Source organism: Bacillus sp. FSL M7-0003 (assembly GCF_038628485.1).
Classification (GTDB): domain Bacteria; phylum Bacillota; class Bacilli; order Bacillales; family Bacillaceae; genus Bacillus; species Bacillus safensis.
In genome coordinates this window covers 1,344,824-1,369,067 of record NZ_CP152024.1, presented here as the reverse complement: position 1 = coordinate 1,369,067, position 24,244 = coordinate 1,344,824, and the positions used below count along the sequence as shown (strand labels likewise).

Annotated in this window: 31 protein-coding genes; 7 read left to right on the top strand and 24 right to left on the bottom strand. The window is 40.4% G+C overall.

Features of this window, described 5'->3' with window-relative positions; translation table 11 throughout:
- Positions 1–9: 9 nt before the first annotated feature.
- The gene (locus tag MHI23_RS06955) at positions 10–636 is read right to left on the bottom strand and encodes a YIP1 family protein (RefSeq protein WP_034623318.1); all 627 of its coding nucleotides are present in this window, start codon (positions 634–636) and stop codon (positions 10–12) included.
- A gap of 517 nt (positions 637–1,153) precedes the next feature.
- On the opposite strand from MHI23_RS06955, the gene MHI23_RS06950 reads away from it, so the two are divergent.
- Complete coding sequence (locus tag MHI23_RS06950; protein WP_024424734.1) at positions 1,154–1,531, top strand: hypothetical protein; 378 nt, start codon at positions 1,154–1,156, stop codon at positions 1,529–1,531.
- 47 nt (positions 1,532–1,578) lie between these two features.
- Here the strand turns inward: MHI23_RS06950 and moaD are convergent, their stop codons facing one another.
- From moaD to MHI23_RS06920, 6 genes are read right to left on the bottom strand one after another with little or no spacing between them, the layout of a single operon-like run.
- On the bottom strand, positions 1,579–1,812 hold the full coding sequence (gene moaD / locus MHI23_RS06945; RefSeq protein WP_024424733.1) for a molybdopterin converting factor subunit 1: 234 nt from the start codon (positions 1,810–1,812) through the stop codon (positions 1,579–1,581).
- Complete coding sequence (locus MHI23_RS06940) at positions 1,805–2,296, bottom strand: molybdenum cofactor biosynthesis protein MoaE (RefSeq protein WP_056766335.1); 492 nt, start codon at positions 2,294–2,296, stop codon at positions 1,805–1,807. Before MHI23_RS06940 ends, moaD begins: the two co-directional genes overlap by 8 nt.
- On the bottom strand, positions 2,293–2,817 hold the full coding sequence (gene mobB, locus MHI23_RS06935; RefSeq protein ID WP_342492395.1) for a molybdopterin-guanine dinucleotide biosynthesis protein B: 525 nt from the start codon (positions 2,815–2,817) through the stop codon (positions 2,293–2,295). The genes MHI23_RS06940 and mobB overlap by 4 nt, the downstream gene beginning before the upstream one ends.
- On the bottom strand, positions 2,811–4,076 hold the full coding sequence (glp, locus tag MHI23_RS06930) for a gephyrin-like molybdotransferase Glp (RefSeq protein ID WP_342492394.1): 1,266 nt from the start codon (positions 4,074–4,076) through the stop codon (positions 2,811–2,813). The genes mobB and glp overlap by 7 nt, the downstream gene beginning before the upstream one ends.
- Before the next feature lie 9 nt (positions 4,077–4,085).
- The gene (locus tag MHI23_RS06925; protein ID WP_044335906.1) at positions 4,086–5,102 is read right to left on the bottom strand and encodes a thiazole biosynthesis adenylyltransferase ThiF; all 1,017 of its coding nucleotides are present in this window, start codon (positions 5,100–5,102) and stop codon (positions 4,086–4,088) included.
- Between the two features lie 31 nt (positions 5,103–5,133).
- Positions 5,134–5,715, bottom strand: a complete 582-nt coding sequence (locus MHI23_RS06920) for a molybdenum cofactor guanylyltransferase (protein WP_041117250.1) — start codon at positions 5,713–5,715, stop codon at positions 5,134–5,136.
- Positions 5,716–5,800: 85 nt separating this feature from the next.
- Between MHI23_RS06920 and MHI23_RS06915 the strand changes: the two genes are divergently transcribed.
- Positions 5,801–6,718, top strand: a complete 918-nt coding sequence (locus tag MHI23_RS06915) for a sigmaE regulated sporulation protein (RefSeq protein ID WP_135031886.1) — start codon at positions 5,801–5,803, stop codon at positions 6,716–6,718.
- Positions 6,719–6,765: 47 nt separating this feature from the next.
- On the opposite strand, the gene rok is transcribed toward MHI23_RS06915, so the two are convergent.
- From rok to ahpA, 3 genes are all read right to left on the bottom strand, one after another.
- Entirely contained in the window at positions 6,766–7,338 is a 573-nt protein-coding gene (gene rok / locus MHI23_RS06910) for a transcriptional regulator Rok (RefSeq protein ID WP_025092353.1), read from the bottom strand.
- Between the two features lie 481 nt (positions 7,339–7,819).
- Complete coding sequence (locus tag MHI23_RS06905; protein WP_024424727.1) at positions 7,820–8,278, bottom strand: TlpA disulfide reductase family protein; 459 nt, start codon at positions 8,276–8,278, stop codon at positions 7,820–7,822.
- Positions 8,279–8,360: 82 nt separating this feature from the next.
- Positions 8,361–8,903: a biofilm-specific peroxidase AhpA gene (ahpA, locus tag MHI23_RS06900; RefSeq protein ID WP_003211758.1), complete on the bottom strand. Its 543-nt coding sequence runs from the start codon at positions 8,901–8,903 to the stop codon at positions 8,361–8,363.
- Between the two features lie 271 nt (positions 8,904–9,174).
- Between ahpA and MHI23_RS06895 the strand changes: the two genes are divergently transcribed.
- Positions 9,175–9,984, top strand: a complete 810-nt coding sequence (locus MHI23_RS06895; protein WP_024424726.1) for a mechanosensitive ion channel family protein — start codon at positions 9,175–9,177, stop codon at positions 9,982–9,984.
- A gap of 22 nt (positions 9,985–10,006) precedes the next feature.
- Here MHI23_RS06895 and MHI23_RS06890 read toward each other — a convergent pair whose 3' ends face one another.
- From MHI23_RS06890 to fadH, 14 genes are all read right to left on the bottom strand, one after another.
- Positions 10,007–10,249: a YkuS family protein gene (locus tag MHI23_RS06890; protein ID WP_024424725.1), complete on the bottom strand. Its 243-nt coding sequence runs from the start codon at positions 10,247–10,249 to the stop codon at positions 10,007–10,009.
- 50 nt (positions 10,250–10,299) lie between these two features.
- A complete protein-coding gene (locus MHI23_RS06885; protein WP_098676853.1) occupies positions 10,300–11,430 on the bottom strand; it encodes an N-acetyldiaminopimelate deacetylase in 1,131 nt (376 codons plus the stop codon).
- Between the two features lie 82 nt (positions 11,431–11,512).
- Complete coding sequence (gene dapD, locus MHI23_RS06880) at positions 11,513–12,223, bottom strand: 2,3,4,5-tetrahydropyridine-2,6-dicarboxylate N-acetyltransferase (protein ID WP_008347987.1); 711 nt, start codon at positions 12,221–12,223, stop codon at positions 11,513–11,515.
- 109 nt (positions 12,224–12,332) lie between these two features.
- Positions 12,333–12,758 (bottom strand): flavodoxin, encoded by a 426-nt coding sequence (locus MHI23_RS06875; protein WP_029706705.1) that lies wholly within the window; start codon positions 12,756–12,758, stop codon positions 12,333–12,335.
- Positions 12,759–12,807: 49 nt separating this feature from the next.
- Positions 12,808–13,701, bottom strand: coding sequence for a hypothetical protein (locus tag MHI23_RS06870; RefSeq protein WP_024426867.1), 894 nt, complete (start codon positions 13,699–13,701; stop codon positions 12,808–12,810).
- Complete coding sequence (locus tag MHI23_RS06865; RefSeq protein WP_024426866.1) at positions 13,691–14,167, bottom strand: flavodoxin; 477 nt, start codon at positions 14,165–14,167, stop codon at positions 13,691–13,693. Before MHI23_RS06865 ends, MHI23_RS06870 begins: the two co-directional genes overlap by 11 nt.
- A 123-nt stretch (positions 14,168–14,290) precedes the next feature.
- Positions 14,291–15,172, bottom strand: a complete 882-nt coding sequence (locus tag MHI23_RS06860) for a LysR family transcriptional regulator (RefSeq protein ID WP_024424721.1) — start codon at positions 15,170–15,172, stop codon at positions 14,291–14,293.
- Between the two features lie 96 nt (positions 15,173–15,268).
- Positions 15,269–15,712: a cyclic-di-AMP-binding protein CbpB gene (cbpB, locus tag MHI23_RS06855; protein ID WP_342492393.1), complete on the bottom strand. Its 444-nt coding sequence runs from the start codon at positions 15,710–15,712 to the stop codon at positions 15,269–15,271.
- A gap of 146 nt (positions 15,713–15,858) precedes the next feature.
- On the bottom strand, positions 15,859–16,050 hold the full coding sequence (gene abbA / locus MHI23_RS06850) for an antirepressor AbbA (RefSeq protein ID WP_003210802.1): 192 nt from the start codon (positions 16,048–16,050) through the stop codon (positions 15,859–15,861).
- Positions 16,051–16,199: 149 nt separating this feature from the next.
- Positions 16,200–16,715 carry a ribonuclease H-like YkuK family protein gene (locus MHI23_RS06845; protein WP_024426864.1) on the bottom strand — a complete coding sequence of 172 codons (516 nt, stop codon included), beginning with the start codon at positions 16,713–16,715 and terminating at the stop codon, positions 16,200–16,202.
- A 146-nt stretch (positions 16,716–16,861) separates the two neighbouring features.
- Positions 16,862–17,104, bottom strand: a complete 243-nt coding sequence (locus MHI23_RS06840) for a DUF1797 family protein (protein ID WP_003212254.1) — start codon at positions 17,102–17,104, stop codon at positions 16,862–16,864.
- A 184-nt stretch (positions 17,105–17,288) separates the two neighbouring features.
- Positions 17,289–18,185, bottom strand: coding sequence for a manganese catalase family protein (locus MHI23_RS06835; protein WP_075622945.1), 897 nt, complete (start codon positions 18,183–18,185; stop codon positions 17,289–17,291).
- Positions 18,186–18,605: 420 nt separating this feature from the next.
- On the bottom strand, positions 18,606–19,826 hold the full coding sequence (locus MHI23_RS06830; protein WP_125586288.1) for an EAL-associated domain-containing protein: 1,221 nt from the start codon (positions 19,824–19,826) through the stop codon (positions 18,606–18,608).
- 64 nt (positions 19,827–19,890) lie between these two features.
- Positions 19,891–20,655, bottom strand: a complete 765-nt coding sequence (gene fadH, locus MHI23_RS06825) for a 2,4-dienoyl-CoA reductase (protein WP_342492392.1) — start codon at positions 20,653–20,655, stop codon at positions 19,891–19,893.
- A 138-nt stretch (positions 20,656–20,793) separates the two neighbouring features.
- On the opposite strand from fadH, the gene MHI23_RS06820 reads away from it, so the two are divergent.
- The 4 genes from MHI23_RS06820 to MHI23_RS06805 all read left to right on the top strand — a co-directional run bounded on the left by MHI23_RS06820 (position 20,794) and on the right by MHI23_RS06805 (position 24,133).
- Positions 20,794–21,651 carry a metallophosphoesterase gene (locus MHI23_RS06820; protein WP_056766321.1) on the top strand — a complete coding sequence of 286 codons (858 nt, stop codon included), beginning with the start codon at positions 20,794–20,796 and terminating at the stop codon, positions 21,649–21,651.
- A 156-nt stretch (positions 21,652–21,807) separates the two neighbouring features.
- Positions 21,808–22,305, top strand: coding sequence for a L,D-transpeptidase family protein (locus tag MHI23_RS06815; protein ID WP_125586290.1), 498 nt, complete (start codon positions 21,808–21,810; stop codon positions 22,303–22,305).
- Between the two features lie 73 nt (positions 22,306–22,378).
- On the top strand, positions 22,379–23,656 hold the full coding sequence (locus MHI23_RS06810; protein WP_024426859.1) for an MFS transporter: 1,278 nt from the start codon (positions 22,379–22,381) through the stop codon (positions 23,654–23,656).
- 261 nt (positions 23,657–23,917) lie between these two features.
- Positions 23,918–24,133, top strand: coding sequence for a hypothetical protein (locus MHI23_RS06805; RefSeq protein ID WP_024424712.1), 216 nt, complete (start codon positions 23,918–23,920; stop codon positions 24,131–24,133).
- Positions 24,134–24,244: the final 111 nt, after the last annotated feature.

Sequence of the window (24,244 nt, the reverse complement as noted above, 5' to 3'; positions counted from 1 at the left end):
AAAAACCTTCTACCCCCAGCTTACTGATATGTTAATTGCTGTTCCTATATATTGAAAAATTAACGATAAGATATAAAAAACGCCTATAATCACCCAAGAAATTCTCGGTGATATACGCCCAACTCGGATGAATAAAAAGCCTGTTAAAACAAGATTCCAGATCACAAAAAGATCGATATTGGCTAACACCGCCTGCCATGGACCAGAAATTCGAATGAGCGCGTTTAACGAGGTAACCGTGATGTCTTTTGGAACATGAAAAAGGATGACTGCCAAATGAGAAATAATCGTTCCAATGATCGTAACGGGCGTAATGAACAGGACCGCTGAAAACAGCTGCCGAAATGATGCATCACCTTTCGCTAAAAATACGATGAACTTATATATAGCTGCATTGATGACAATGCCAAATACCAGGCCAATGAGCGTCACCACATAAACAACAGGTACCGGCAAACTTAAATCTGCCCACATTCCCTTATTTACGAGCTCAGACAAATAAGTCACAACGACTGTTAAAATAAGCACACAAGATAAAGGCCACCAAACAACTGGATGTTCCCATACTCTATTCAGGTGCTCTGATGGTCTTGTGCTCACTCCAATGATCGTAGGTTTTTGCATGTTTTCTTTCATCAAATGTCATCCTCTCTATGTCAAGCAAGTATGCAAACGCACAATGACGCTCTTTTTCTTTCTATTTTATCAAAAGATTGCCAATAAGTGATCGATCATTTAATTTTCTTATTTTCGTTGAGAAAAAATTTTATCTATTATTCTACTTTCACGAATGAAATCCTTCAAATGACCTCATGATCCGACCATATTCATATCCAGAATCGTGCTTTTACTGACTTAAAAACATTTTATTAAGTAAACAATATGTCTTTCGGAATAAATATCCTTTTCTTTTGGATTCGCATGGTCTTACATAGACACAACAATTTTTTGTTAAAATATTCCTAGTAATTTCGGAAAATCCCGGCTTTATAGGACTATGAATGGTTTCTTTTACAGAACAAATAAGTCTTTAGTATCAATACTTTCATATTAAAAAATTAAAAATAAAGGGATTTTACTTGATCAAAAGTTATTTTTTCATATAATGTAAAATAGAGGTAGGTTAAATGATAGTGGAAATGGAGTCAAGTGAATGTTAAGAGAAAAATTGAAAATGCAATTGATTTTACTGTATGAAAAGGAACAAGAAGCATGGCAATACTTTCGAAAGGAAAGAGAATCGATTTATCATGAGCTCAAATTACTTGATATGAAAGAAAGCAGACCTTCTAACGACAAAATATACTACGCTGCAAGATGTGTAGATATTATTAAAGAGAAAAAGGGAAGCATTGTGAGCACAAAAGAATTAAAGGAACAGCTTCAAGCTCAAACAGATTTCAATGTGAGACGAATCAGCGAATTGTATGATCTCATTCAGCAGCTCGATCCTCACATTTCTAAAGCAAGAAGGGGATGTTTTATTTACGAAGATCACACCCAAGCACCTCTACAAACTTTTCACACATAAAAAATTGGTTACAGCCGGGTGGCCATAACCAAATCCTCTAATATCTATTATCCACCACTTACAGGAGGAATGAGTGCAACAGTGTCCCCGCTACGCACTTCAGCATTTCCCCTCGTATATATTTCGTTGACTGCAACCATTACATTTTGTGCAGCATCAACACCATATACCTCCTGTAATTCTATTTTAATCTCATCAACCGTTGTTTGATCTTTTTGAATGATGATTTGTTGTTTACCGGCCTTCTCAGCAAGGCCGGCGAACAATAACACATTAATCATGCTGATCACCTTCTTTCTCTGCAAGTTGAAGATGGCTAGGTTTACCTTCTGGATATGAAACTGTTTCAAGCTGATCACCTATCCAGGCCTCACCATCTTCCCAATATTCTTTTTTCCAAATAGGAACGATTTCCTTGATTCGTTCAATAGCATATTCATTGGCTTCGTAGGCAGCCTTCCTATGAGGAGACGAAACGGCGATCGCAACAGCAATATCGGTTATCTCAAGTGTTCCAATCCGGTGCACAATCGCAGCTTCAGTGTCAGGCCACCGATTCTTCATTTCTTGTCCAATCTGCCTTAGCATGTTTTCCGCCATTGGTATGTATGCTTCGTAGGTTAAACGCAATGTTTTCTTGCCGTTTGTCCATTCTCTGACCGTCCCGATAAACGTTGTAATAGCTCCTGCCTTTCGTCTTGTCACATGCTGAATCAATTCGTTTACCTCAATCGGCGTTTTTGTTATTTTAAAAAGTTCGCTCAAAACGTGCCGCCTCCCTTCAATAAGTGAAAAGCAAATGTCATCCCGCGCTTATCAAAAGCTGAAAACACAGGAAACGGGTAATTTTCGGTTAATGGATCCTCTTGAGAAAAATAAATAGCTGCTTGTATATTAGAAAGAGTTGAAAGGTCAATAAGCTCCTCTTCATTCTTGACACAAACGATTTTGCGATAAGGCGCCTGTTTGTACCCCTCTATGAGAACAGCGTCTAACGGAAGATGCTGACACATGTTGAGCAGCTGCTCTAACGTGATGTGCTGCATCGAAAAGTGAAATTCGCCCTCCCCTTCAACACCTGCGGCATATGCTCCTGCTTGTACATATCGCTCGGTATCTTTTTCTTTGAAAAGACGATCTGGTGTACCGCCATGTCCATGGTGTTTAAAGCAGCCTAGCTTCAGCCCTTCACATTCAGCCAGCTCACAGAGCTTTTCGATCAACGTGGTCTTGCCGCTATTTTGATAACCGACCACCTGTAATATGCTTAATTTGTCATTCAGCATGGAGACCCACCGCCTTTGTGCTGAAACAGCAGAACATCAACTTGATCACCTGCTTGAAAACCTCTTGTTCCCCCAGGCAGCACGATGAAACAGTCAGCCTCTGCAATAGAGGTCACTGCACTTGATTTATCAAGACCTGTTGGAGTCACACTGATCTGACTGCCAGTGAATTGAAGGGCCGCCCTGACAAAACGAGTGAACGGATTGGCTTTGGGAAAATCATGTGTGAGTTTCGCCTCAGCAAAAGTGGGAAACGGATTTTCTTTCCTATACCATTTATAAATGATCGGTTTCACAAATAATTCAAAGCCCACAAAACAGGCAGCAGGGTTTCCGGACAGCCCAAACAGCAATTGGCCATTCGGCATTGCAGCCACAGTCGTCACACTTCCTGGTCTCATGGCTACTTTATTAAACAGGACCTTGGCTCCCAGCTTTTCATAAATGGCAGGCAGAAAGTCAAAATCGCCCACTGACACACCGCCTGTTGTGATCAGAATGTCTACCTTGCTCATGGCTGCTTTTACTGCATGATAACTTTTGTCAAAATCATCGGAGACTCCGCCTAAATCAAGCGGCTCAGCTCCGGCCTCAAGTACTTGAGCATAGACCATACTAAGATTACTATTTCTAATCTTGCCGTCCACCATGGCATCACTTACTTGAAGAAGCTCTGTGCCTGTTGAGATAATGCCAATCACCGGTTTTTTGACAACTGGCACTACCGCATATCCGAATGTCGCCAATAGAGCCGTGACGCCAGGAGTGACATCTGTTCCTTTTTTGACCATCACGTTTCCTTTGAGTACCTCTTCTCCTTGACGAGAAATATTGTCTCCCTTTTTCAGCGGTCTTTTCAGTGACATGAATGATTTGCCGCCTTTTTCAAAAGTCTTCGTCAGTTCAATCATGATAACGACATTTGCACCATTTGGAATTTTTGCTCCTGTCATAATACGAATGGCCTGAAAGGGACCGATTGTTTTTGCTGAGACCATTCCTGCACCAATATGATCAATGACCTCGAATTCAACTGGATGCGCACTTGACGCTTCTTTTGTGTCTTCTGCCCGAAGTGCAAAGCCATCATACGGAGAACGATCAAATGCCGGAACATCATGGTCTGCCAAAATATCTTCTGCAATAAACCGTCCAAGGCTGTCTTTTAAAGGGACCCATTCTATTTCTCCATGTTTTTCGTATTGGTGGACTTTCTTTATGGCCTCTTCTACTGGTATTGGCTGCCGTCTTTCCATCACACATCACTCCTATATCCCTAGCAGTCTTGCTAGTAATGAATTGGCTTCTTTTTCATCATTAGTTCCATGGATTAATGCACGTCCCCCTTTGAAACAGACCATTCGGTAGTTTTCGTAGCGTACATGGATTAAGAAATCGTTTACTTCCACCTCACATATAGATGAGAGCCGCTCTTTTATATGCTGAAATGATAGTTTTGCTAAATCCTTTGATACAATTTGAACGGTGTCACGTCCGCAAAGGACCGTCGATTTTTTACGCTGATCATGTAAATAAGGATAGGTCCTTGCCGTGCCGCAAGTTGGACAGGTCTTCTCTTTAGTGCGAGATAAATCCATTTTAAATGATGTAGACTGCCAAAGATCAAACGTGACAAATTTCCGCTCGATTTGCTCTTCATGACCTGTTAAATATTTGAGTGCCTCTGTTTGCTGATAAGCAGAAACCATTTGAACGGCAGGTGAAATAATCCCCGCTGTATCGCACGTCAAGCCGCCAACAGGCATTGCCGTGAACACACATGATAAACATGGCGTTTTATCCGGCAATATGGTCATATACATCCCCTGACTACTCACACAAGCGCCATATATCCACGGCGTCTTCGTTTCTAGTGATAAATCATTCATCACCATTCTTGTCTCAAAATTATCTGTTGCATCAATGACGATATCTGCTCTCTGGAATAACGGCCTTAACAGCTCCGCCCCTGCATCTTCAATCAGGGCGTGTATCGTCACTTCATGATTGATCTGCTCGAGACGTTTTTTTGCCGCAGCTGCTTTTGGCACATGTGCGTTTGCATCATGTTCCGTGTACAGCTGCTGCCGCTGTAAATTTGAAAATTCCACATAATCACGATCGACAATCGTAAGCGTCCCGATGCCAGACCGAACAAGCCCTTCCGCAGAAGCGGTACCAAGAGCACCGGCTCCAACGATCAGAACATGACTTTCAGCCAGCGCATGCTGTCCTTTTTCCCCAACCGGAGGGAACAAGATTTGTCTTGAATATCGGTCATTCAATGCTGTTCTCTCCTCACTGTTTTTTTATGTATCATATCATACCGTTTTCAGGTAAATCGCTTCTTTTATTGATATTACGAAATTCATTTGATGTCACGTTCAGTTCTTCCTCTGAAACGATACGCACTTGAAGCTTTTGAAGCAAGTCCTTGACGGCAAATTGATTCTCTTTTAAACACGCGCGAATAAACGGCAGAGAGCGGCGGTGATAAAGCGCAGACAAAGGCTGTAATCTGCCCTGAACAAGCGGGATAATGGCATCTGCGTGCTCGCTGCAATAGGACGATAATACTTCCGCCGTTTCCTTCCGTATGAAAGGCATGTCACATGCCATTACTAAATACCATTCTGCCTCTTGCTTTTGCATCGCCGTATATATGCCGGCAAGCGGTCCGCATCCGCGCACCTCTTCATCATCTAACCACACACTTTGTTCACCTCTTGCTTTGAAAAAAGGAAGAAGCGACGGATGGCTGATGATAACCGTCTGCCCTTCTAAAAGCTGCTCTTTCACATGCTCATATAATGGTTTCCCTTGATACATATGACTTGCCTTTGGCTCTCCAAAGCGTCTGGAAGCGCCTCCAGCTAAAATGACATTCACTACGTGCATCCTCTAAGTCCTCCTTTGATATGGTTGTTCTAATCGCACTCCTTTCGCATACTTTATTGGTAACATGAATAAGGAGGGTCTATCGATGAACAGACGCCATGCTTCTCCCCTATTCCATGATTTATCTCAAGAGAATTTATACTTAAAAGCTGAAACTGCCAAATATCATCAAATGATCTCTGATTTACAGTCCTCATATACGTATTCTAAAAATAAGAAGTTAACTCAAGAATATCATGAGATGAAAAAGGATTTCACGCAATTAAAACAACAATTGGATGAAATGACCAATGATCAACACGATGCTGCCTCAAAAATACAGGAACTCTCCTACAGCAAATCAGAATTATTACATAAAATTGTCCTTCTCCATGAGATGCTGCAAAAGGAAACCTATCATAGAAGAAAAGAAACCGAAGAAAAACACAGGCTGCATTTGAAAGTTGTCAAATATAAGGAAATCTCTCAACAATTAAATGAGCGGATAGAGGATCAAGATAAACAGCTTGCAAAAGAGGAGAAAAAAGGAAATACTTTATCCGCAGTGATTGAGAAGCTGCAGCAAACATTGAGCGATAAAAATGCAGAGTTTCATGTATTACAGGAAGGCGTCAGACACCTTCAAGAGCGTTTTTATGAAACACAAGAGAAATTGCTGCAAATAGAAAAAGCAAAAGAAGCGATTTTTTACGAAACGCTCACAAGCTATCAAAAACAGTTAGCAGAAAGCGAAGAATGGATCGCCTCTCATTTTGCTGATATTGACCAGTCAGCAAAAACAAATGCACAGCCATTCTCACGAGACCGCATCCTGCAAACGACAGAAGAAATCGAACCGATCTTGAAGAAACTCAACGAACAAGTTCAAACACTTCAGGAACACGTTGATGCAGTGCAGCGTAATGGAGAGGTCATGACAGTCAAAATCGACAGCTTCAAAAAACAGCGTGATCACCTGCCCAAGGAACGCAAAATTGTCTATACAGTTGATCAAAAGAAGTAATTCTCGAAATAAAAAACTGCTGGCTTTTACGCTCAGCAGTTTTTTATTTATTCGTCTTCTGTTTGAATGTCGCCTTCTAAAATATACTGTCCGCGATAAGGCTTCTTCACTTCAGGGTACATTTTAATTAAGCTTTGCATAAACGTTGTCATATTTGGAATTTCAAGACCGCTCTCTTTTTCGATCTCTTTTTGAAGCTCTGAGCTTTTAATCGCTGCATTATGACGTTTTAACGTTTTAATCGCAGCTTCACGAAGCTTCGCTGCCTTAGAGCCAGGACGAGCTGTGCCTCTTCTGCGTCTTGTCGATCCTTCAGGAATACCTACAGGTGCACCGTTTAGCTGTCCTGTTCCTAAAGATGATGATTGTGTTTGTGCCGGCTGCTGGTAGCTTCTCATTTCTTGCGCAGCAAGCTCAGCTAATACAGGCAGTGAATCCGTCTTTCTCTCTGTACGTACTTCTTTTTTTGTATCTGACACTAGACCTGTTCCTTGACGGTCTAATTCTCTTAATTTTGCATAAATCGCATCTCGCTCAATTTGATATTCACGGATGACCTTTACTTCTGCCTCGTTTAATTGTTCCAATCGTAAACGTAACGCTTCCCTCTCATTAAACAATGGATTTCCCCCTCATCATATAAAAAATATTCTATAGTAAATATTAGATTAGAAAACTAATTTTATCAACTATTTTTTTATCATTTTACAGTTTGCTAACAGATAGGTATTTTCAACTAAAATTTTGCCAAAGAGGAAAAATCGGCACCCATTTCATTGCCACTATAGGCTTTTGACAAATCTTAAAATATTGTAAAAAAATTGAATAAACGCTTATACTACTTGATTTATATAGTTATTTACCTAACTGAAATTTCTTTTGTGCAAAAACGTTCTGAATAGTAAAAAGTTAAAATCTTTACATTTTCATTTCAAAACAAAAATGTAAATAGGTCGTTATACCTTTTTGTTTCAGGGATATTTTTTAATAAACTCCCTCATTTTCTCTTTTCTTAGGAATAACACCTACATAAAAACTCATCCGAAGCCATATGCTTCTTATTTTTGTCCATGAAAAAACCCCCATTTATGGGGGGAAAGCTTATTCTGCAGCCTTTTCAGACTCAGAAAGCACTCGATTGACACGTTTTTCAAGCATTTTCATTCCGCTTCCGCCGGCTTGGAAATGGCGTAAAGCACCTGTTTTATCAAATACATAATATGCCGGTACATATTCGTTTTCAAAGGCTTCTGTTAAGTGATGATCACTGTCCACAAAGATTGGCTGCGTGATTTCATGCTCTTTCGCAACTTCTTTGATTTTTTCTAGATCTAGGTCATCCTCTGAACGAGGCATATGAACTGCCACAACGTTTAGTTGATCCTTGTATTCATCACGGAATTGATTGACTTGAGGCATTGCCTCTTTACAAAGATGACAGCTGACTGACCAGAAATGAATCAATGTTGGTTTGTCACCAATCAAATCTTCTTTTGTTACTTCTCCATTTAACCATTCTTTTGCACCAGTTAGTTCTGGCATTGGTTGACGTAATTTCATTATGAAGCGCCTCCATCCATTGTATGTGTCGAAACAAAAAGGTCTAACATCAGTTAGACCCTCCTGTTTCTTCAGCTATCAATTAAAGTGTTTTTTGACCAGGTTTCCAGTTCGCTGGGCAAAGTCCACCAGTTTGTAATGCTTGAAGAACACGTAATGTCTCATCTACATCACGACCGATATTGTTGTGGAATACTGTTTGGTATTGAAGTTCGCCTTCTGGGTTAATGATGAATAAACCGCGAAGAGCAATTCCTTCTTCTTCGATTAAAACGCCGTATTCTCTAGATACTGTGTGGTTAGTATCAGCAGCTAACGGGTATTTTAATTCACCTAGACCATTATCTTTACGGTCTGTATTGATCCAAGCAAGATGCGTGTGGATTGTATCAGTAGATACACCAATGATTTCTGCATCTAAATCTTCGAACTCGTCATAACGATCGCTCATTGCTGTAATTTCAGTTGGGCAAACAAATGTGAAATCCATTGGATAGAAGAAAAGAACTGTCCATTTGTCATTCTTCATGTTTTCCTCTAAACTTACTTTACCAAATTCCTTGTTAGCAAGTACTGCTTCCATTTCAAAACGTGGAGCTTGTTTTCCTACAAAACGCTCTGCCATATGTAAATCCCTCCAAAAAATAATATCTTTATACAGTCTTCTTAGCTGTATATAAAATGAGAATCAAAACTTAAAATTCTCATTTAGTTAATAACTTCACAATTACAATTATAATACTTATGCGATTTTTAGTCAATATTAATTAATAATAAATTTAATTAACGATTTGTCACAATTCCTGCTCTACTTATCAAAAGTTTAACATGACTTGCATAAGGGAACAAATGATTAGCTTCTCTTTTAGAGCATACACAGAAAGGTTTTGAAGATTATGAGAGCATTTCAACAAGTAGATTGGGTTTCCATTATCCTCAATAGCAGTATGATTTTGCTAAAACTAGTCGCCATTTTTGCCATTTACTTTATCATCAGAGCCATAGGAAACAAGATGATTAAGCGCGCCTATTCAACATTCGCTGAAAAGCATGAAGTCTCTTTATCAAGAGCTCAGACACTGCAAAGTTTGACGTTAAATATTTTCGCCTACTTATTGATTTTTATTCTAGTTGTGATGATCCTCGACTTATTTCATTATAACCCGACCGCTTTGCTGGCAGGTGCGGGCGTTGTGGGACTTGCGATTGGTTTTGGCGCTCAAGGGTTAGTGAGTGATATTGTGACCGGATTCTTTATATTATTGGAAAAACAATTTGATGTAGGAGAATATATAACGGTCGCGGGCTTTGATGGGATTGTCGAACAAATTGGCCTAAGAACCACGCAGCTTCGAAGCTTTGACGGCACCCTTCATTTTATTCCAAATCGCAGCATACTGAATGTGAGCAATCATTCAAGAGGGACGATGCAGGCACTCGTTGATATTGAGCTGTCACCGGATGAAAATGTGGATCAGATGATCACAGCCCTCCAAGCTGCCTGTGATGAAGTGCGGGAGGAAACTCCGCAAATTATCGAAGGTCCTCAAGTTGTCGGCGTAGAGGCGTTCGGTTCCTCTTCCCTTGTGCTGCGCATCATAGCGAAAACTGAAACAATGGAGCAATGGCGAGTGGAACGAATCTTGCGCAAAAAAATGAAAGAAGTACTCGATATAGAAAAAGAGCAAAAAGAACCGGGATCATAATCTACCGGTTCTTTTTCTTGTTTTATTGAACACGCTGTTCTACTTCTTGACAAATTTCATCAGCCGTCATACCTGATGCTGTAATAACAGATGCCTTTGTTGTTGTGTCTGAAATGCCAAGAACATTTGAATCTAGTCCTGTGACGACATAACAGTCACACTGATCCATTTGCTGTTCATTTTGAATACGTACGACATCATACCCTTTTTGCTTCAATAGTTCTTCTACATCGGATAAAGATTGTTCTACACCAATTCTTGTCATAATCAAGTACACCTCCTGTTCATAAGGTGTACAGGAGGCAGCTCGATTATTCATTCGCCAGCTTGCTTTTTAAAATAAGCCGTCATGACTTTCACAGCTGTTTCAATCGCGTTTTCATCAGGCTGGAGCTTTGCATGGTGCAGGCCGTATTCTGAATCGACCCCTAACCAAAACATGAAGCCGGGATACTTTTTCAGCATGTACCCAAAATCTTCTCCTGTCATGGCTTCTCTGCATTCAATCACATTTGCTAGCCCTTCTTCGGCTACATATGACATAAATTCCTCAGTCAAATCCTTTGAATTGTCCACTTCGTAATAAGATGAAGGGTATCGAACGGTTGCCTTGCATTCGTAGCCAATTTCAATGCCTTTTGCCAATGCTTCAATTCTCTTTCTCACCTTGTCCATAGACTCTGGGGATAGTGTGCGAATGGTACCGTCAAGCTTTGCATGCTGCGCAATAATATTTTGAGCCGTTCCGCCGGTAATTGTACCGACTGTAATGACCGCACTATCAAGGGGGTCGACATTACGCGAAATAACCGATTGCAGCTGACCTACAAGTGCACTTGCAGCAACAACCATATCATTGGCTAAATGAGGATATGCAGCGTGTCCGCCTTTTCCTTCAAGCTCAATCACAAGCTCACTCGTATTGGCAAATAACAAACCAGGCTTCGTAGCAATTGTTCCAACAGGATATTCAGGTGCGATATGCAGCGCTGTAATAAAATCTGGCGTCCATTTTTTCAATACATCACTTGCAAGCATCGGTTCAGCTCCGCCTGGACCTTCTTCTGCCGGCTGGAAGATAAATAATACGTCTTCTTTGATCGGTTCATGGACGAAATGATCAATGATACCAAGTGCAATGGTCATATGAAGGTCATGTCCACATGCATGCATCTTTCCTTCATGCACAGATTCAAATGGATACCCTGTTTCCTCAGGAATAGACAGACCGTCCATGTCTGCACGATAAGCAAATACGCGCGTTGGATTTGTTCCCTTCACTTTCACAAAAAGCCCAGTTCGCCACGTTTCAATCTCAACTCGATCTTTTGAATAGATATTAAGGTGCTGAATGAGATACGCTTGTGTTTTAAATTCTTGGAAACCAAGCTCAGGGATTTGGTGTAAATCTCTTCGAATGGATATTAATTGCTCACGATTTAACAAGTGAACTCACTTCCTTTCTTCTATACGAATAAGACGTGGATATCTCATCCACGTCTTTGTCTTCAGCTGCGAATTATATGAATTAAAGCTGACGCAGTTCTTGTTTGATTTCAGTCTTACCTTTTGTTTTCTCATCAATGTCTTTGATTTTCTTAGCAGGTGTACCTGCTACAACTGTGTAAGGCTCTACATCGTTTACAACAATTGCACCAGCAGCTACTACTGCACCTTTACCAATTGTCACGCCTTCTAGAACAACAGCGTTCGCACCGATGACAACGTCATCTTCTACAACAACTGGTTTAGCAGACGGCGGCTCAATGACTCCTGCAAGAACAGATCCAGCACCGATATGACAGTTCTTACCTACTGTCGCACGGCCGCCAAGCACCACGTTCATGTCAATCATCGTACCTTCGCCGATCACAGAACCGATATTAATAGAAGCACCCATCATAATGACTGCATTATCACCGATTTCAACTTGGTCACGAATGATTGCCCCTGGCTCAATACGGGCTTTAATGTTTTTCAAATCTAACATCGGAATTGCAGAGTTGCGGCGGTCATTTTCCACGACAACATCTTCAATTTTATCTTTGTTAGATGCTAGCGCTTCTTGAATTTCGCTCCACTCACCGAAAACAACTCCAGTGTTTCCTGTGATGAATGTTTTTGCATGTTCACCAAACTCAATACCCTCTAAGTCACCTTTGATATAGACTTTGACAGGTGTTGATTTTGTACTATTTTGAATAAATGAAATAATTTCATTAGCGTCCATTTGTTTCATGTATGTATGTCCTCCTCTTAATTTATACTTCATTACTGTACCAAAGGAGTGTTTTAATGACAAGTGAAAGAGTCATCTCCGCAATGGAAAATAAAACAAGCGGGACCGATTATCCCGCTTCTTGCTGGTGAAGCTGAACAAATTGTCTGCCAAAAGATATTAATTCGTCTTCTTCCTCCCCTTCTGGATTCAGCTCAATCTTAACTGAGGGCAGGACAATGTCACCGCCAAGCTCCTTCACTTTTTCTTCGATTAGGTCAACAGCTCCGCAAAAATGTTCGTAAGATGTATCGCCAGAACCAAATACTGCAAATGCTTTTCCCGTTAAATCAAGCTCTTCCATTTCTTCATATAAATCAATAAAATCATCCGGAAGATCGCCATCTCCCCATGTATACGCACCTAACATAATGTGCGAGTAATCATTGAGCAGCTCGGCATCAATATCCATCGCTTCATGCCGGTCTACGCTGGCTCCTGCTTCCGTTATACCTTTTTCAATTAAATCTGCCATCGCTTCTGTATTTCCAGACATCGTGGCATATACCAATAAAACCTTTTCTGTCACTTTTTCTTCCTCCTTATCAATGAATCAATGCAGGCTCCTCATATGGCCTGACAAACTTACTTTCATATAAACCCGCACAGAAAAAGTTTTCGTTTTGATTGGCTACACGAAAACCATGTCCTTTGATCGTATCAAACCATTTGAGCTCTTTTTGCTCAATATCAAGCTGATACACTTTAGAAAATCCGTGTTCGTCTTGTGAGGTGGTCACATACACAATGCCATTATCCTCTGACACATCCAAAAATGATTCTTCTCTAGCAAAGGCCTGTGATTGAATATCATGCAGAATATTTGTATGTAAATCTAAAATTTGAACAGATCCTTTTTTGCCTTTTTTTGAACCTAACGCACAAACAAGAAGATGTTCATGACAGAGCAGCATAGAAGCTGTCATGCGGTGCTCCTCTCTGTTTAGAAGAAAAATATGTTCTCTTTGCAAGTCATACACCCATATTCCTCCGTGAACCTCATGAATCTGTGTTCCAATATAAAGATGGTCACCTGCAGCACATAAAGAACGAATGACCGGCGGATGATTCACATGAGCAAATGGCTTCATAATTTCCCAGGAAATTCCGAAATCATTTGACACATAGATACTATGTTTTCCATGCGCACACACAAACCCATCTTTGCGTCCTGTAATAGACCAAACGACTGCATTTGTTGGGAATGAAGATAACGCCCATGTGTTGCCTTCATCTCCTGATCTAATTACTGTGCCATTTTCACCAACACCGAATAAATAAGGGCCAATATAGCTGATCGCATGGATTTTATGCTTGAGCTTAAACAGCTGCTGCCATCCGCTCTCCACACTATAGTGAAAAATACCTTCACGTTTTACAGCAACAAAGTATCCACCGCTTTTAGATGCTGCAACGGCTGTTGCTCCTTTATGAAACATGATTTTCAACTCGTTTCTCAGATAAAGCAGCCCACGTTAAAAAGCTCGCAGCAAATTCCTGACAGCACGCCACATCTTCATCTGTATCCGGTGCAAGCTCCATTTTTAATGTTTCAGGAAAAACAGATGCACCCGTTGATTTCAGCATGTCATGGAATGTATGGACAGCCTCGCAAAACTTCGGATAGCTGTAATCACCCGATCCAAAGACAGCTGCTTTGATGTGGCTAAGTTCAAGAGTAGAGACCTCTTCATAAAAATCCTCTGCTTCATAAGGCAAATCTCCATCACCCCATGTATAAGAACCAATGAATACGTAATCGTATGAGGAAAGGTCTTCTGCATTCGTATCATCAAATTCCATCATTTCTGTATCGATCCCTTTTCCTTCAAGTGTTTGTTTTAAGATCGCTGCCATATCTTCCGTATTTCCAGACATACTCGCAAATGCAATTAGTGCTTTCATCTATCGGTCACCTCATCTAAATGATAATCATTTTCAATTATTATATGTACACTTTAAATGATAATGATTTTCATTGTCAAATGATTTCATAAAAAAAAGTACCTCCCTATTCCAAGAAGGTACTTACACGGCATCATTCTCAAGCATTTCTTTAACCACACCGACAAAAGCTTGCACCTGTTTTAACTGAAAAGACGCTTCATAGCCTAGCAGCCATGTGTCACGGCCAATTTGCTCTCCGTTCACATCAACAAGCGGTGTTTTATAAACACTTTTTTCGTGGTCATATAAGGTAACAGAAGGCAAAATGGCGTAACCGATGCCGTGGTAGGCCATTTGTTTACATGTTTCAATTTGGTCTACTAAAATCGTCTGCTTTGGAGACACTTTAAACTTTTGGTGCCACCAGTGCTGGATTTCCTGATAATACGTGCTGTCGCTTTTAAATTGGATAAATGGCCGCTCTGTCTTGATTAATTCATCTACGTCCTTGATCACGGAATCAACTAAATATAAATGATCTGTCATCAAGTATTCCTTTGTCCCCTTCCAATCAGGGTTTCCGCGAATGATTCCTATGTGCACGTGGTCTTCATACAAGCTTTTGAGCATTTCACTGCTCCAGCCAGTAACGAGTGATACTTTGGCATTTGGGTATTTTTCAACATACCGTTTTAACACCTTTGGCAGCCAGTGCTGTCCAATAATCGACGCCACCGCAAGCTTGAGTGTACCGTGAATATCACCCTCAAGTTCATCAATTCGCTCTCTCACTCGATCCTGTTCAACCGTCACCTCTTTTGCAAATTGAATAATCTGTTCACCTGCCGAGGTCACAGTCAGCCCCTTTTGTGAACGAAAAAAGATTTTGGTACCCCATTCCTTTTCGATCGTCTGCAATCTTTGAGATAATGCAGGCTGGGAGACAAAGAGCCGCTCTGAAGCCTTTCTCATATTCAATTCTTCACTTAGCACAACAAGCATATGTAACTCCTGAAGCTGCATGGGTGTCCCCTTTCTCTCTATAAGTTTTCCTTATTTTATATGCTCATTATATAAATTTTAACTTATGAAGGCAAAAAAAATAAGCTGGGCTGCAGCTCATTTTTTTGCGGAATGAATGACCTCATTTAAGCGCTTTAATACAACTCGTCGAGTAAAAATGCCTTCAAAGACCTGCTCCTCATTTTCTACACAAACAAATCCATTATTCGTCACAACGTGAACGCCTTTTAGTACAGGATCTGTTGTTTTAAGTCTCGGAATATCCGTCAGCATGACCTCTTCAACCTTCAACTGGTCGAGCTTCTCGAATTCGATACGTTCTAAACCGAAGATTTTATCCATAATCATATTCGTTCCGATTAACCCGTGTAAATGATAAGAAGCGTCTAATACCGGTATGGCTGTATATCCTGTTTTTGTTAGAACCAATAGGGCATGCTCAAGATTATTTCCAATTTGAACATGTGCCACCTTATCTGCATCAATCATATGCTCGGCTACTGTTGACTCAAGCAATTGAGTCGGTTCTATCTCTATCATGTTTCTTCGACCCCTTTTCTCTCAATCATCAATCATACATTCCCCTTTACCATTAAGCATAAACTAAAACGAAATTTGTCGAAAGATTTTTTCTGCATAAAAAAGATACTCAGCCCCCGAGTATCTAATAGAATGTTAAATCAATATTAATTCTCAAACCTTACTCTGTCATACAATGTGATCAATTGCTTATACGTATTGTCGTCGACATTTTTTGTTCCACATTCTATATCATTGATCTCACTGCTTAGTAATTCGACAGCATATTCCTGATTCAGCAATACGTTTAATAATAGCTTTTTCTCTTCTTCATTAAAACGATTTTCGATGACGCTCATTCAACATCAGGCCCCCTGTTTCATATATGCTTTTATATTGATTAGCAGGCTTTTGAATGTCTGCTTCCTCTCTATACAGCTAGAATAAGGAACTAGAATCGAATCGTCAACCGCACGTTTCGACAAGGTTTGGAGAAAAATGACGGAATTTATTTTGTGTATCGATTGGCATAGCAAAATGCTGCATATGAGTCGGGTTTTATTTTCGCTTCAATTCCCATAGCTGTGATCATTCCGGTCATTTCCTGAATCAGCTCTTTTGTACTTCCTTTTTTGCCAATATCCAGATGGGCTTCAAAACGAAGGTCTGCCCCTTCCTCAGCAAACGGAAGAAGCAAATCCATCAGTTCTGTTAAAGGCCCCTCAAGGATGTCTGCACATACCTTTTGGCTAAACGCTGTCTCTAATGAAATTTTTTCTCTAAGACTTTGCACGGGTCTCTCGATCACTTGTTGTGTGAGACAGCCCCAAGCTCCTTTGCCAATCCGGTGGAGATGAATTGCAGTCATAAATGTTGTGACATTTTGATTGACCTGAGAGTCCGTACCAATTGATAACACATAGGCGGATCTAGGGTCTTTTCGAATAAAGTCTTTCATTCTCATGACGACATCAGAAAACGCTAAATGATCTTCAGAAAGATTGTAGAAAAAAGAATCACTCACAGAAAGGAACTCCTTTTTAATGGTCTCTTATCCGAAAAATGCGCTGATTGATCATCTTCCATTTGTACATATCATCTATGATGATCCATGTATGCTGCCGCAATAAACGAAGGAATCCTCAGAAAAAACATTTCATACGATTCAGCTTAGGATTGTAGAAGCTCAAAAATCTCAATCGAAATCATATCAATGTTGTCAAATGGGAAAGTATTTGGCTTATCCCCTTGTTGAAAAACAGTCAATTCAAACGTTTGATTCTTTTCGAAATACTTAACACTACAGATTTTCTCACCGTTCACTTCGAAATAACGCTGTGCCGGCTCGTTTGCAGCTTCTGCTGTCTCTTGAAGACTTTGCAGCCTTGTAATGATACCCATTAATTGTGACATTCTAAAAAAAGACTCCTTTCAAAAAAACAACTCAAGATGAACCCGTATTGATTATACACAAGTCCTACAAAGCATCATACCATAAAGTGTTCTCAGATGATATTTTTCCTCTTGAATTCAAAAAAAGAAAAAGAATCTGTTTTTTTAGTTTGAGTCTTTTTTCTCATCTCATGCACCATGATTTTTATAAACCAGCAGATCTCATCAGCCGTTTCGCAATTTCATCAAAATCCTCTTTTGAAATGCCTGGAGCAAACTCTTCCGGTAATTCTCTATAATCTGGCACAGGTGCACCTTGCGGGGTGCCCTCAATGACTGTCAGCGGCTTTCCATCAATCGGATGGCTGCCTTTCCAAATTTTATTGATATCCTTGTAATCCGTATCACTAAATGTATACAACTTTGTATGAACATTCTGGTCTTCAAATTTCCTCGCTGAGTCAAAGTATTTGTTGTCGAGGTTTGGGATTGGCAGCATCTTCCCAACATCTACTCCTGTAGCGACTTCAAGTGCCTTTGCATATGCCACAATATGCACGCCGCCCCTGACAAGTAAATAACCGATCATCTCTCTTGCTGTAGGATGGTCCGTCATTTCATATACGCGCATTTTGTGCGTACGTGCTCCGCATTCAAGAAAGAAATTATGGAGAAGGTCAAGAATGAGGTTGCCACTTGAGAACACATTCTCTCCGGTCCAAGGTTTTGCCATTGAATCAAACGGATAGCCTGTTTGGGCTGTTTGAATAAAATGCTGTGTATTTCGTTTATCGACAGCTGCCTTCATCGGCGTCGTATCTGGGTCCCCGCCATGGGTGGTTCCTGTAATCATGAGATTGATGGCTGTGGTTACAAGCTCAACATGACCAAATTCTTCAGCCGTAATACTGGATACGAGGTCATAAAACGGTTTAAGTTTTCGTTTTCCTCTAAAGTTAAAGGATTGAAACATGTAATTATTTAATGTGGACATTTCACCGAATTTTCCGCCGAGTAATTCTTGCACAGCAGCGGCACCATTTGCATCTGGGTGATCTGGCCTTGGCAAATCAATGAGCAGCCGCATGTCACGTTTGATCATGATGTTTCCCTCCTACCGTCTAACTATCATCACTTAAGATGTATGGAAGGTTTGGGCTGTCCTATGCATGAAGGGAAAGATTGAAGCACAAAAAAAACTTGGCGGGGGTAGCGCCAAGTTTTTTGGATCTTGATCTGATAGAGGGGTTGGGGAACAGAGAGTAGCTTCTCTCTATAACTAAATGATAATGATTATCAGTTTCATTGTCAACCATTTTTTATTTCTTTTTTCTATCAAAAAAAGCAGCCTGCAAGGCTGCTCAGATTGATGACAAAAGGCTAAAATTCCTTTTGTTTATATTTCAGCGTGATAGAAAACCTTTGAAGTCTAGAAAGGACGAGTACCGGAGCGGATTTTACATTCGTGAGCACTGCCACGCAGGACTCAACGAATGAGAGGGTTTGTCTTCACGCCGCGTCTTCAAATTAATCCATCTTGCTCATATAAATAAGCATACGGAAGGTCTATAAACAAATACATATCTCCCTCTAAAGGATAAGAAAACGTACGTATCCTCTCACCGGTTTCTAAATCACTGTAAATATCGCTGAAAAATCCTTTTCCGCTAATTCTCATTTGAAGAATATTTGCTAGGAAATAAGGACGCCAGCTCCAGTTTTTTTCGATATACTCCGGCTGAAACAGCCATTCTTCTTCTTTTTTGAACACATTTCCAGTGATTTGAAAGCCTTCTTCATTACACATATAAATCCGGAAGCTGCAATCTGTTAGTTCAAGTGCCAGTTTTTGAATGAGCTCATCATTTGTGCTGCACGCTTTCTTTAAAGTCGTAACAGCTTGATGAATTCGTTTATAAAATGTTTCAGAATGTTCGTAGACCGCTTGCAGCTTCTTTTTCTCATGGGCAATAAATTGCTGAAATTCTTCTCTAAGCTGATCTTTTCGGTGGCTTCGGTCGATTAATTCTCCTGCAGGCTCATGAAGATAGAACCCTTGAAAATATCTCCCGCCATTTCTCCAAGCATACTGCAGCTGGAAATTCGCTTCAATATCCTCATAAATTAAGGCTGCTCCTATTTTTCTTGCAAGCAATGAAATGCTGTACAAAACATATTCATAGGAAGGAGATGGAGCCGATGCTTTTAATGCCTGTAAATCTATTTTTAATAAATCAGGTGAAAGCAAGGCAATCCGGTCCAGATTACTGCTTTCTTTTCCTATATTTGAGACGGCGATTTTAATCCCATATGTACGATAATACGTTAACGTATGGTATAGCTGTTCAATGTCGCCGCTAAACGTATGCTCTGCAAACTCAATAACAAATCGGTTAAGCTGAATGCCCTTTGCTTCATATTCTTTTAAAAGTTCTAAAAAGCTTTCTCCATGATCCAGCATGAGGATATTGGCATCATGATTAATAAAAATGAGCAAATCGTCATCTGCTGTTGTGAAGAGATCAAGTGCTTGAGTCAATACTTTGTGATCTACTTCCAATTTATATTCGTCAGGAATAGATGAATCCGTAAAGAAGGAGCCTAGGCTGACCGTTTCTGACTCAAGCTTCATTCTTCCTAGAATCTCATAGCCTATCACTTTTTGCTCTTCCGCACTGAATATTGCTTGGTAGTGCGGGAAAACATCTTCAATATTCGTTAAAATATCCAATGGATCGACCATTTTCATCACCTGCTTCTCTCTTTGTGTGATTATACCACATCAAAAGCAGGTCTTACATCGTCAATCAAAATGGTGATTGGTTGAGCCATTGTCCCCCATCCATCGTGATACAATCTCCATTTATATAAGACGCATGCTCAGACAATAAAAAGCTCGCAAGCGCTGCAATTTCCTCAGGTGTGCCCAGTCTGCCAAGAGGAACACTATCTAATGTTCTTTGCGCTGCCTCTTCAGATTCCCATAGTTTATCTGCACCGCCTGTTCTCTCAATAGGACCTGGTGCGATCGCATTGACGCGAATTCGATATTGCTTCCCCCATTCCACAGCAAGCGTTCGAGTGAGAGACAACACACCGGCCTTTGCTGCCGCCGAATGCGCCACGCCTACACCAGCACCCCATGCATAGGTGGCCACCAAGTTAATCATACTTCCCCTTTTCTTTTGACGAATCCAGTAATTCCCCACTGCATGGCTGCAAAAAAATGTACCATTTAACACAATATCAATGACAGCCTTCCAGCCGTTAGGAGACAGTTTTTCTGCTGGCACTAAAAAATTTCCTGCTGCGTTGTTAATGAGGGCATCGACATCACCAAATGTATCCACTGCAAACTTGACCATTTGGTCAGCATCCTCTGGGTTTCGTACATCCATTTGGAAATAAGCGACAGATCCGCCCTTCTGCTTCATTTCTTTTGCCGTCTTTTCCAGCGTCTCTTCCGTTCTACCAGTAATCACGACATTCCAGCCTTCAGCTGCCAAATGATCAGCCATCGCCTTCCCCATACCGCTTGATCCCCCTGTGACAATCACTGTTTGTTTCGTCATTTGTTCTCCCCCTCTGTGTCATTTGAATGACTATTCATTCATTATTGTCTATCATATCATGATTGACCCTCGGTGCACCATATGGGAGATTATCCAAATATGATGCTATACTTAATTTTATTTATAAAGGAGTCTTATATGAAGCAGCTTTCCCGCAGACAATTTTTAAAAGGAGCAGCTGGTGCGAGTATTCTCGGTTTTTTGGCTACAAGTTGTGGATATGGATATGCCAGGTACATTGAGCCGCGCATGATCGATACCGTGTCACTGACCATTCAAGATGCTCAGCTTCCAGCTTCATTTGACCAGTTTAAAATAGCCCAATTTAGTGACGTTCATTTGAGTGATACATTCGCTGCGAAGAATCTAGAAGCCATCGTCCAGAAAATCAATGCTGCATCTCCAGATCTCATTGTGTTCACAGGTGATCTCGTTGATTTTCAAGCATCCTCTGAAGAGCATGAAAAAGCGAAGGCTTATTTGAATAAGCTTCATGCTCCGTTCGGTAAGCTTGCCATCTACGGAAATCATGACTACGGACCATTTGGCGTGGAGCTTTATGAGAATACAATGGAGGCTTGTGGATTTACATTATGTAAAAATGATGTGTTTCTATTAGAAAAAGATCATGCGCATATTCAGATTGCTTCACTGGATGATCTCATGATGAGCGTGCCTGATTACGATTTGATCAAACGGGAAGTATCATCTGATTTATTTACGTTACTGCTCGTTCATGAGCCTGATGCCGCATTAGAGCTGAAAACAACACCTATTAACTTGCAGCTTTCCGGGCATACGCATGGCGGTCAAGTGCAGCTCCCTTTCTATGGACCGATTCTCACAGCACCTTACGGCCGTACATATATAGAAGGTTTATACGGCAGCGATCAGCACCGCATCTATGTCAACCGTGGACTTGGAACAACGCGGCTGCCGCTTCGGTTTTTAGCCAAACCCGAGTTAACCTTTTTTACCTTGACATCTCGCGTATAAATAGAAGCCAAACCGCCCTCTCCTGCATATGTATAATCAAAGTTCTTTTTCATGACAAATGTTAGGAGAAACCTTACTGGGCCTGATTCCGTCCATATAGTATGTCAAGTGACGGCATCATGGCTTCTTTTATTTGATTAAAAGGAGTGTGCTTTGGTGCTTCGATACACGGTGAAAAGCGGGGAAACCCTTGCTTCTATAGCACTTGATTTTCGAACTACAACAGATGCCTTAAAGACTGCAAATCCGTCACTTCAAGCTCGCGAGCCCGAACAAAATGAGGTCATTATCATTCCTGGTTTGCCGGATCCTAATACGATCCCTTATCGCATTTTTGTTTCGATTTCAACGAAACGTCTCGTTTTGTTTTCTGGATCACAGCTTATTCGTTCGTATCCGATTGCAACAGGGAAAATTTTAAATATGACACCGACAGGTTCTTATTATATTGTCAACAGACAGCCAAACCCAGGAGGTCCCTTTGGCGCTTATTGGCTGAGCCTCTCAAAAATTCATTACGGCATTCACGGTACGAATAACCCGTCTTCAATTGGTAAAGCTGTTTCTAGAGGATGCATTCGAATGTATAATCAGAATGTCATCGAGCTTGCTTCACTCGTTCCAAACGGAACACCTGTGACCATTAGCCAGTAGAAGAAATCAATTGTACGAATGCTTAAAATTTTATATGATATAAAGTGGGATCTTCAGGTTAAGGAGCGTATTTATGGATATTTTTAAAAACAGAAATTTTGTTCGTCTCTTTTTTGCAGCACTTGCTTCGCAAATGGGGACAACAGTAGGCAATATGGCGTTTGCCTTTTATTTGCTCGACCATTTTAGTCATCAGCCCGCATACGCCACATTGGCTGAGCTCATGTATTCTCTTCCTACCGTCTTTGTCTTTTTTATGGTCGGTGTGGTCGCAGACCGTTTTGATCGTAAAAAAGTCGCAGAGAATTGTGATTGGATACGAGCTGGGCTGACGATTGTATTATTCATCGTTATTTATTTTAATTCACTGCCACTTATTTTCTTGATCTTGTTTATTCGAAGTGCCATTACGAAATTCTTCTATCCAGCTGAAGCTTCTCTCGTTCAGGCCATTTTAAATAAAGATCAATATGCAAAAGCCGCTGGCTTAAATCAAATGCTGTTTAGTTTATTTATGGTATTTGGCGTTGGACTCGGTGCCATTATGTATAAAACGATTGGTCTTCACGGTGCCATTACAATTGATTTAGTCAGCTTTATTATTTCAGGCATCCTGATTCGTTCATGTAACATTCCAATTGAAGCGCGTCAGCCAAATGGACAAGCTGGCTGGAGAGGCATGACCATTAAAACGTCTCTGAAAGATTTTAAAGAAGGCATACTGTATATTTTAAAAAATAAATTATTGGCTTCTTTAATTTTTGGCTTTTTTGTTTTCGGTCTAGTCAATGGCGCATTTGCCGTTCTTCCGATGTTTACAATGAAATATGGACTTTCACCAGACCATTTTGAGCTGCATACATCCTTCTTTACAATTGCGATCGGTGCAGGATTGCTCGTTGGAAGCTTAATGGGCTCTGTCCTCGCTAAGAAGGTAAAGATGCAATATCTCATGTCGATTCCAATTCTGGTCGCAGGTATTTTGATTTTTGTCCTTGGTTCTACCCATACATTATGGTTGTTTTATGTCACATCATTTGTCATTGGTACATGCATTGGCCCAGTCAACATTGTCATTGGCGGCTGGCTGCCTAGAATCGTCCACCCTCGCCTGATGGGCCGTGTGTCAGGATGGGTTGATCCGCTTACTATGTTTGCTCAATCAATGACATTAGGTCTGATTGCTGTATTATTTCCAAAACTCATCACAAATGTTTCTTATATTTATTACGGAATGGGCTTTATTATTTTACTCGTCTTCCTTTTTTACTTCATTACACTGCCAAAGTTCAGCAGAGAAGCTGCCGACTTAGACGTGCAGCGTGAACTAAAGGGTCAGGGAGTTCAATAAGTAAATAGCAAAAAGGACTTTCTTTTCAGGAAAGTCCTTTTTGCATGGCTGAAACATCCTTCATGTCATTTCCTCTGCCCATAGAATCTGCTTGAAGCATGCATAAATAAATCACATTTACCTCGCTTTACTTCCCCCCCTCCATCCATTTAGCACTTCTCGTTTTGTTTTGTTGATCCATTTTTTCTTGTTTTTCACAATAAAATTCCTTTACATCATTAAACGTTTTATAGTAGGATAGTCAGGTTGGAGGTGAAAGAAATGCTAAAAAGTTACTATTTTATTCATACAAAGAATGAACAGGGACAGTTTGTTGTACATACAGAAGATTGTGCATTTTTAGGTGATGCTGCAAGCCGTACATTGATTGGCATGCATATGAATGGGGAAAGCGCCATGGGCGAAGCCAAACAAATGACGAATGAAACGGACTTTAATGGTTGTTTTTATTGCGCTTATTCTATTCATACAAAATAATTCATCTGCTTACATCATATAAAAAAATATCATTTGAGAAACTACCCATTTTAATAAATAGGTAGTTATCATGAACTAATAGTTCACTTCATTTATATTTCATTCAGTCAA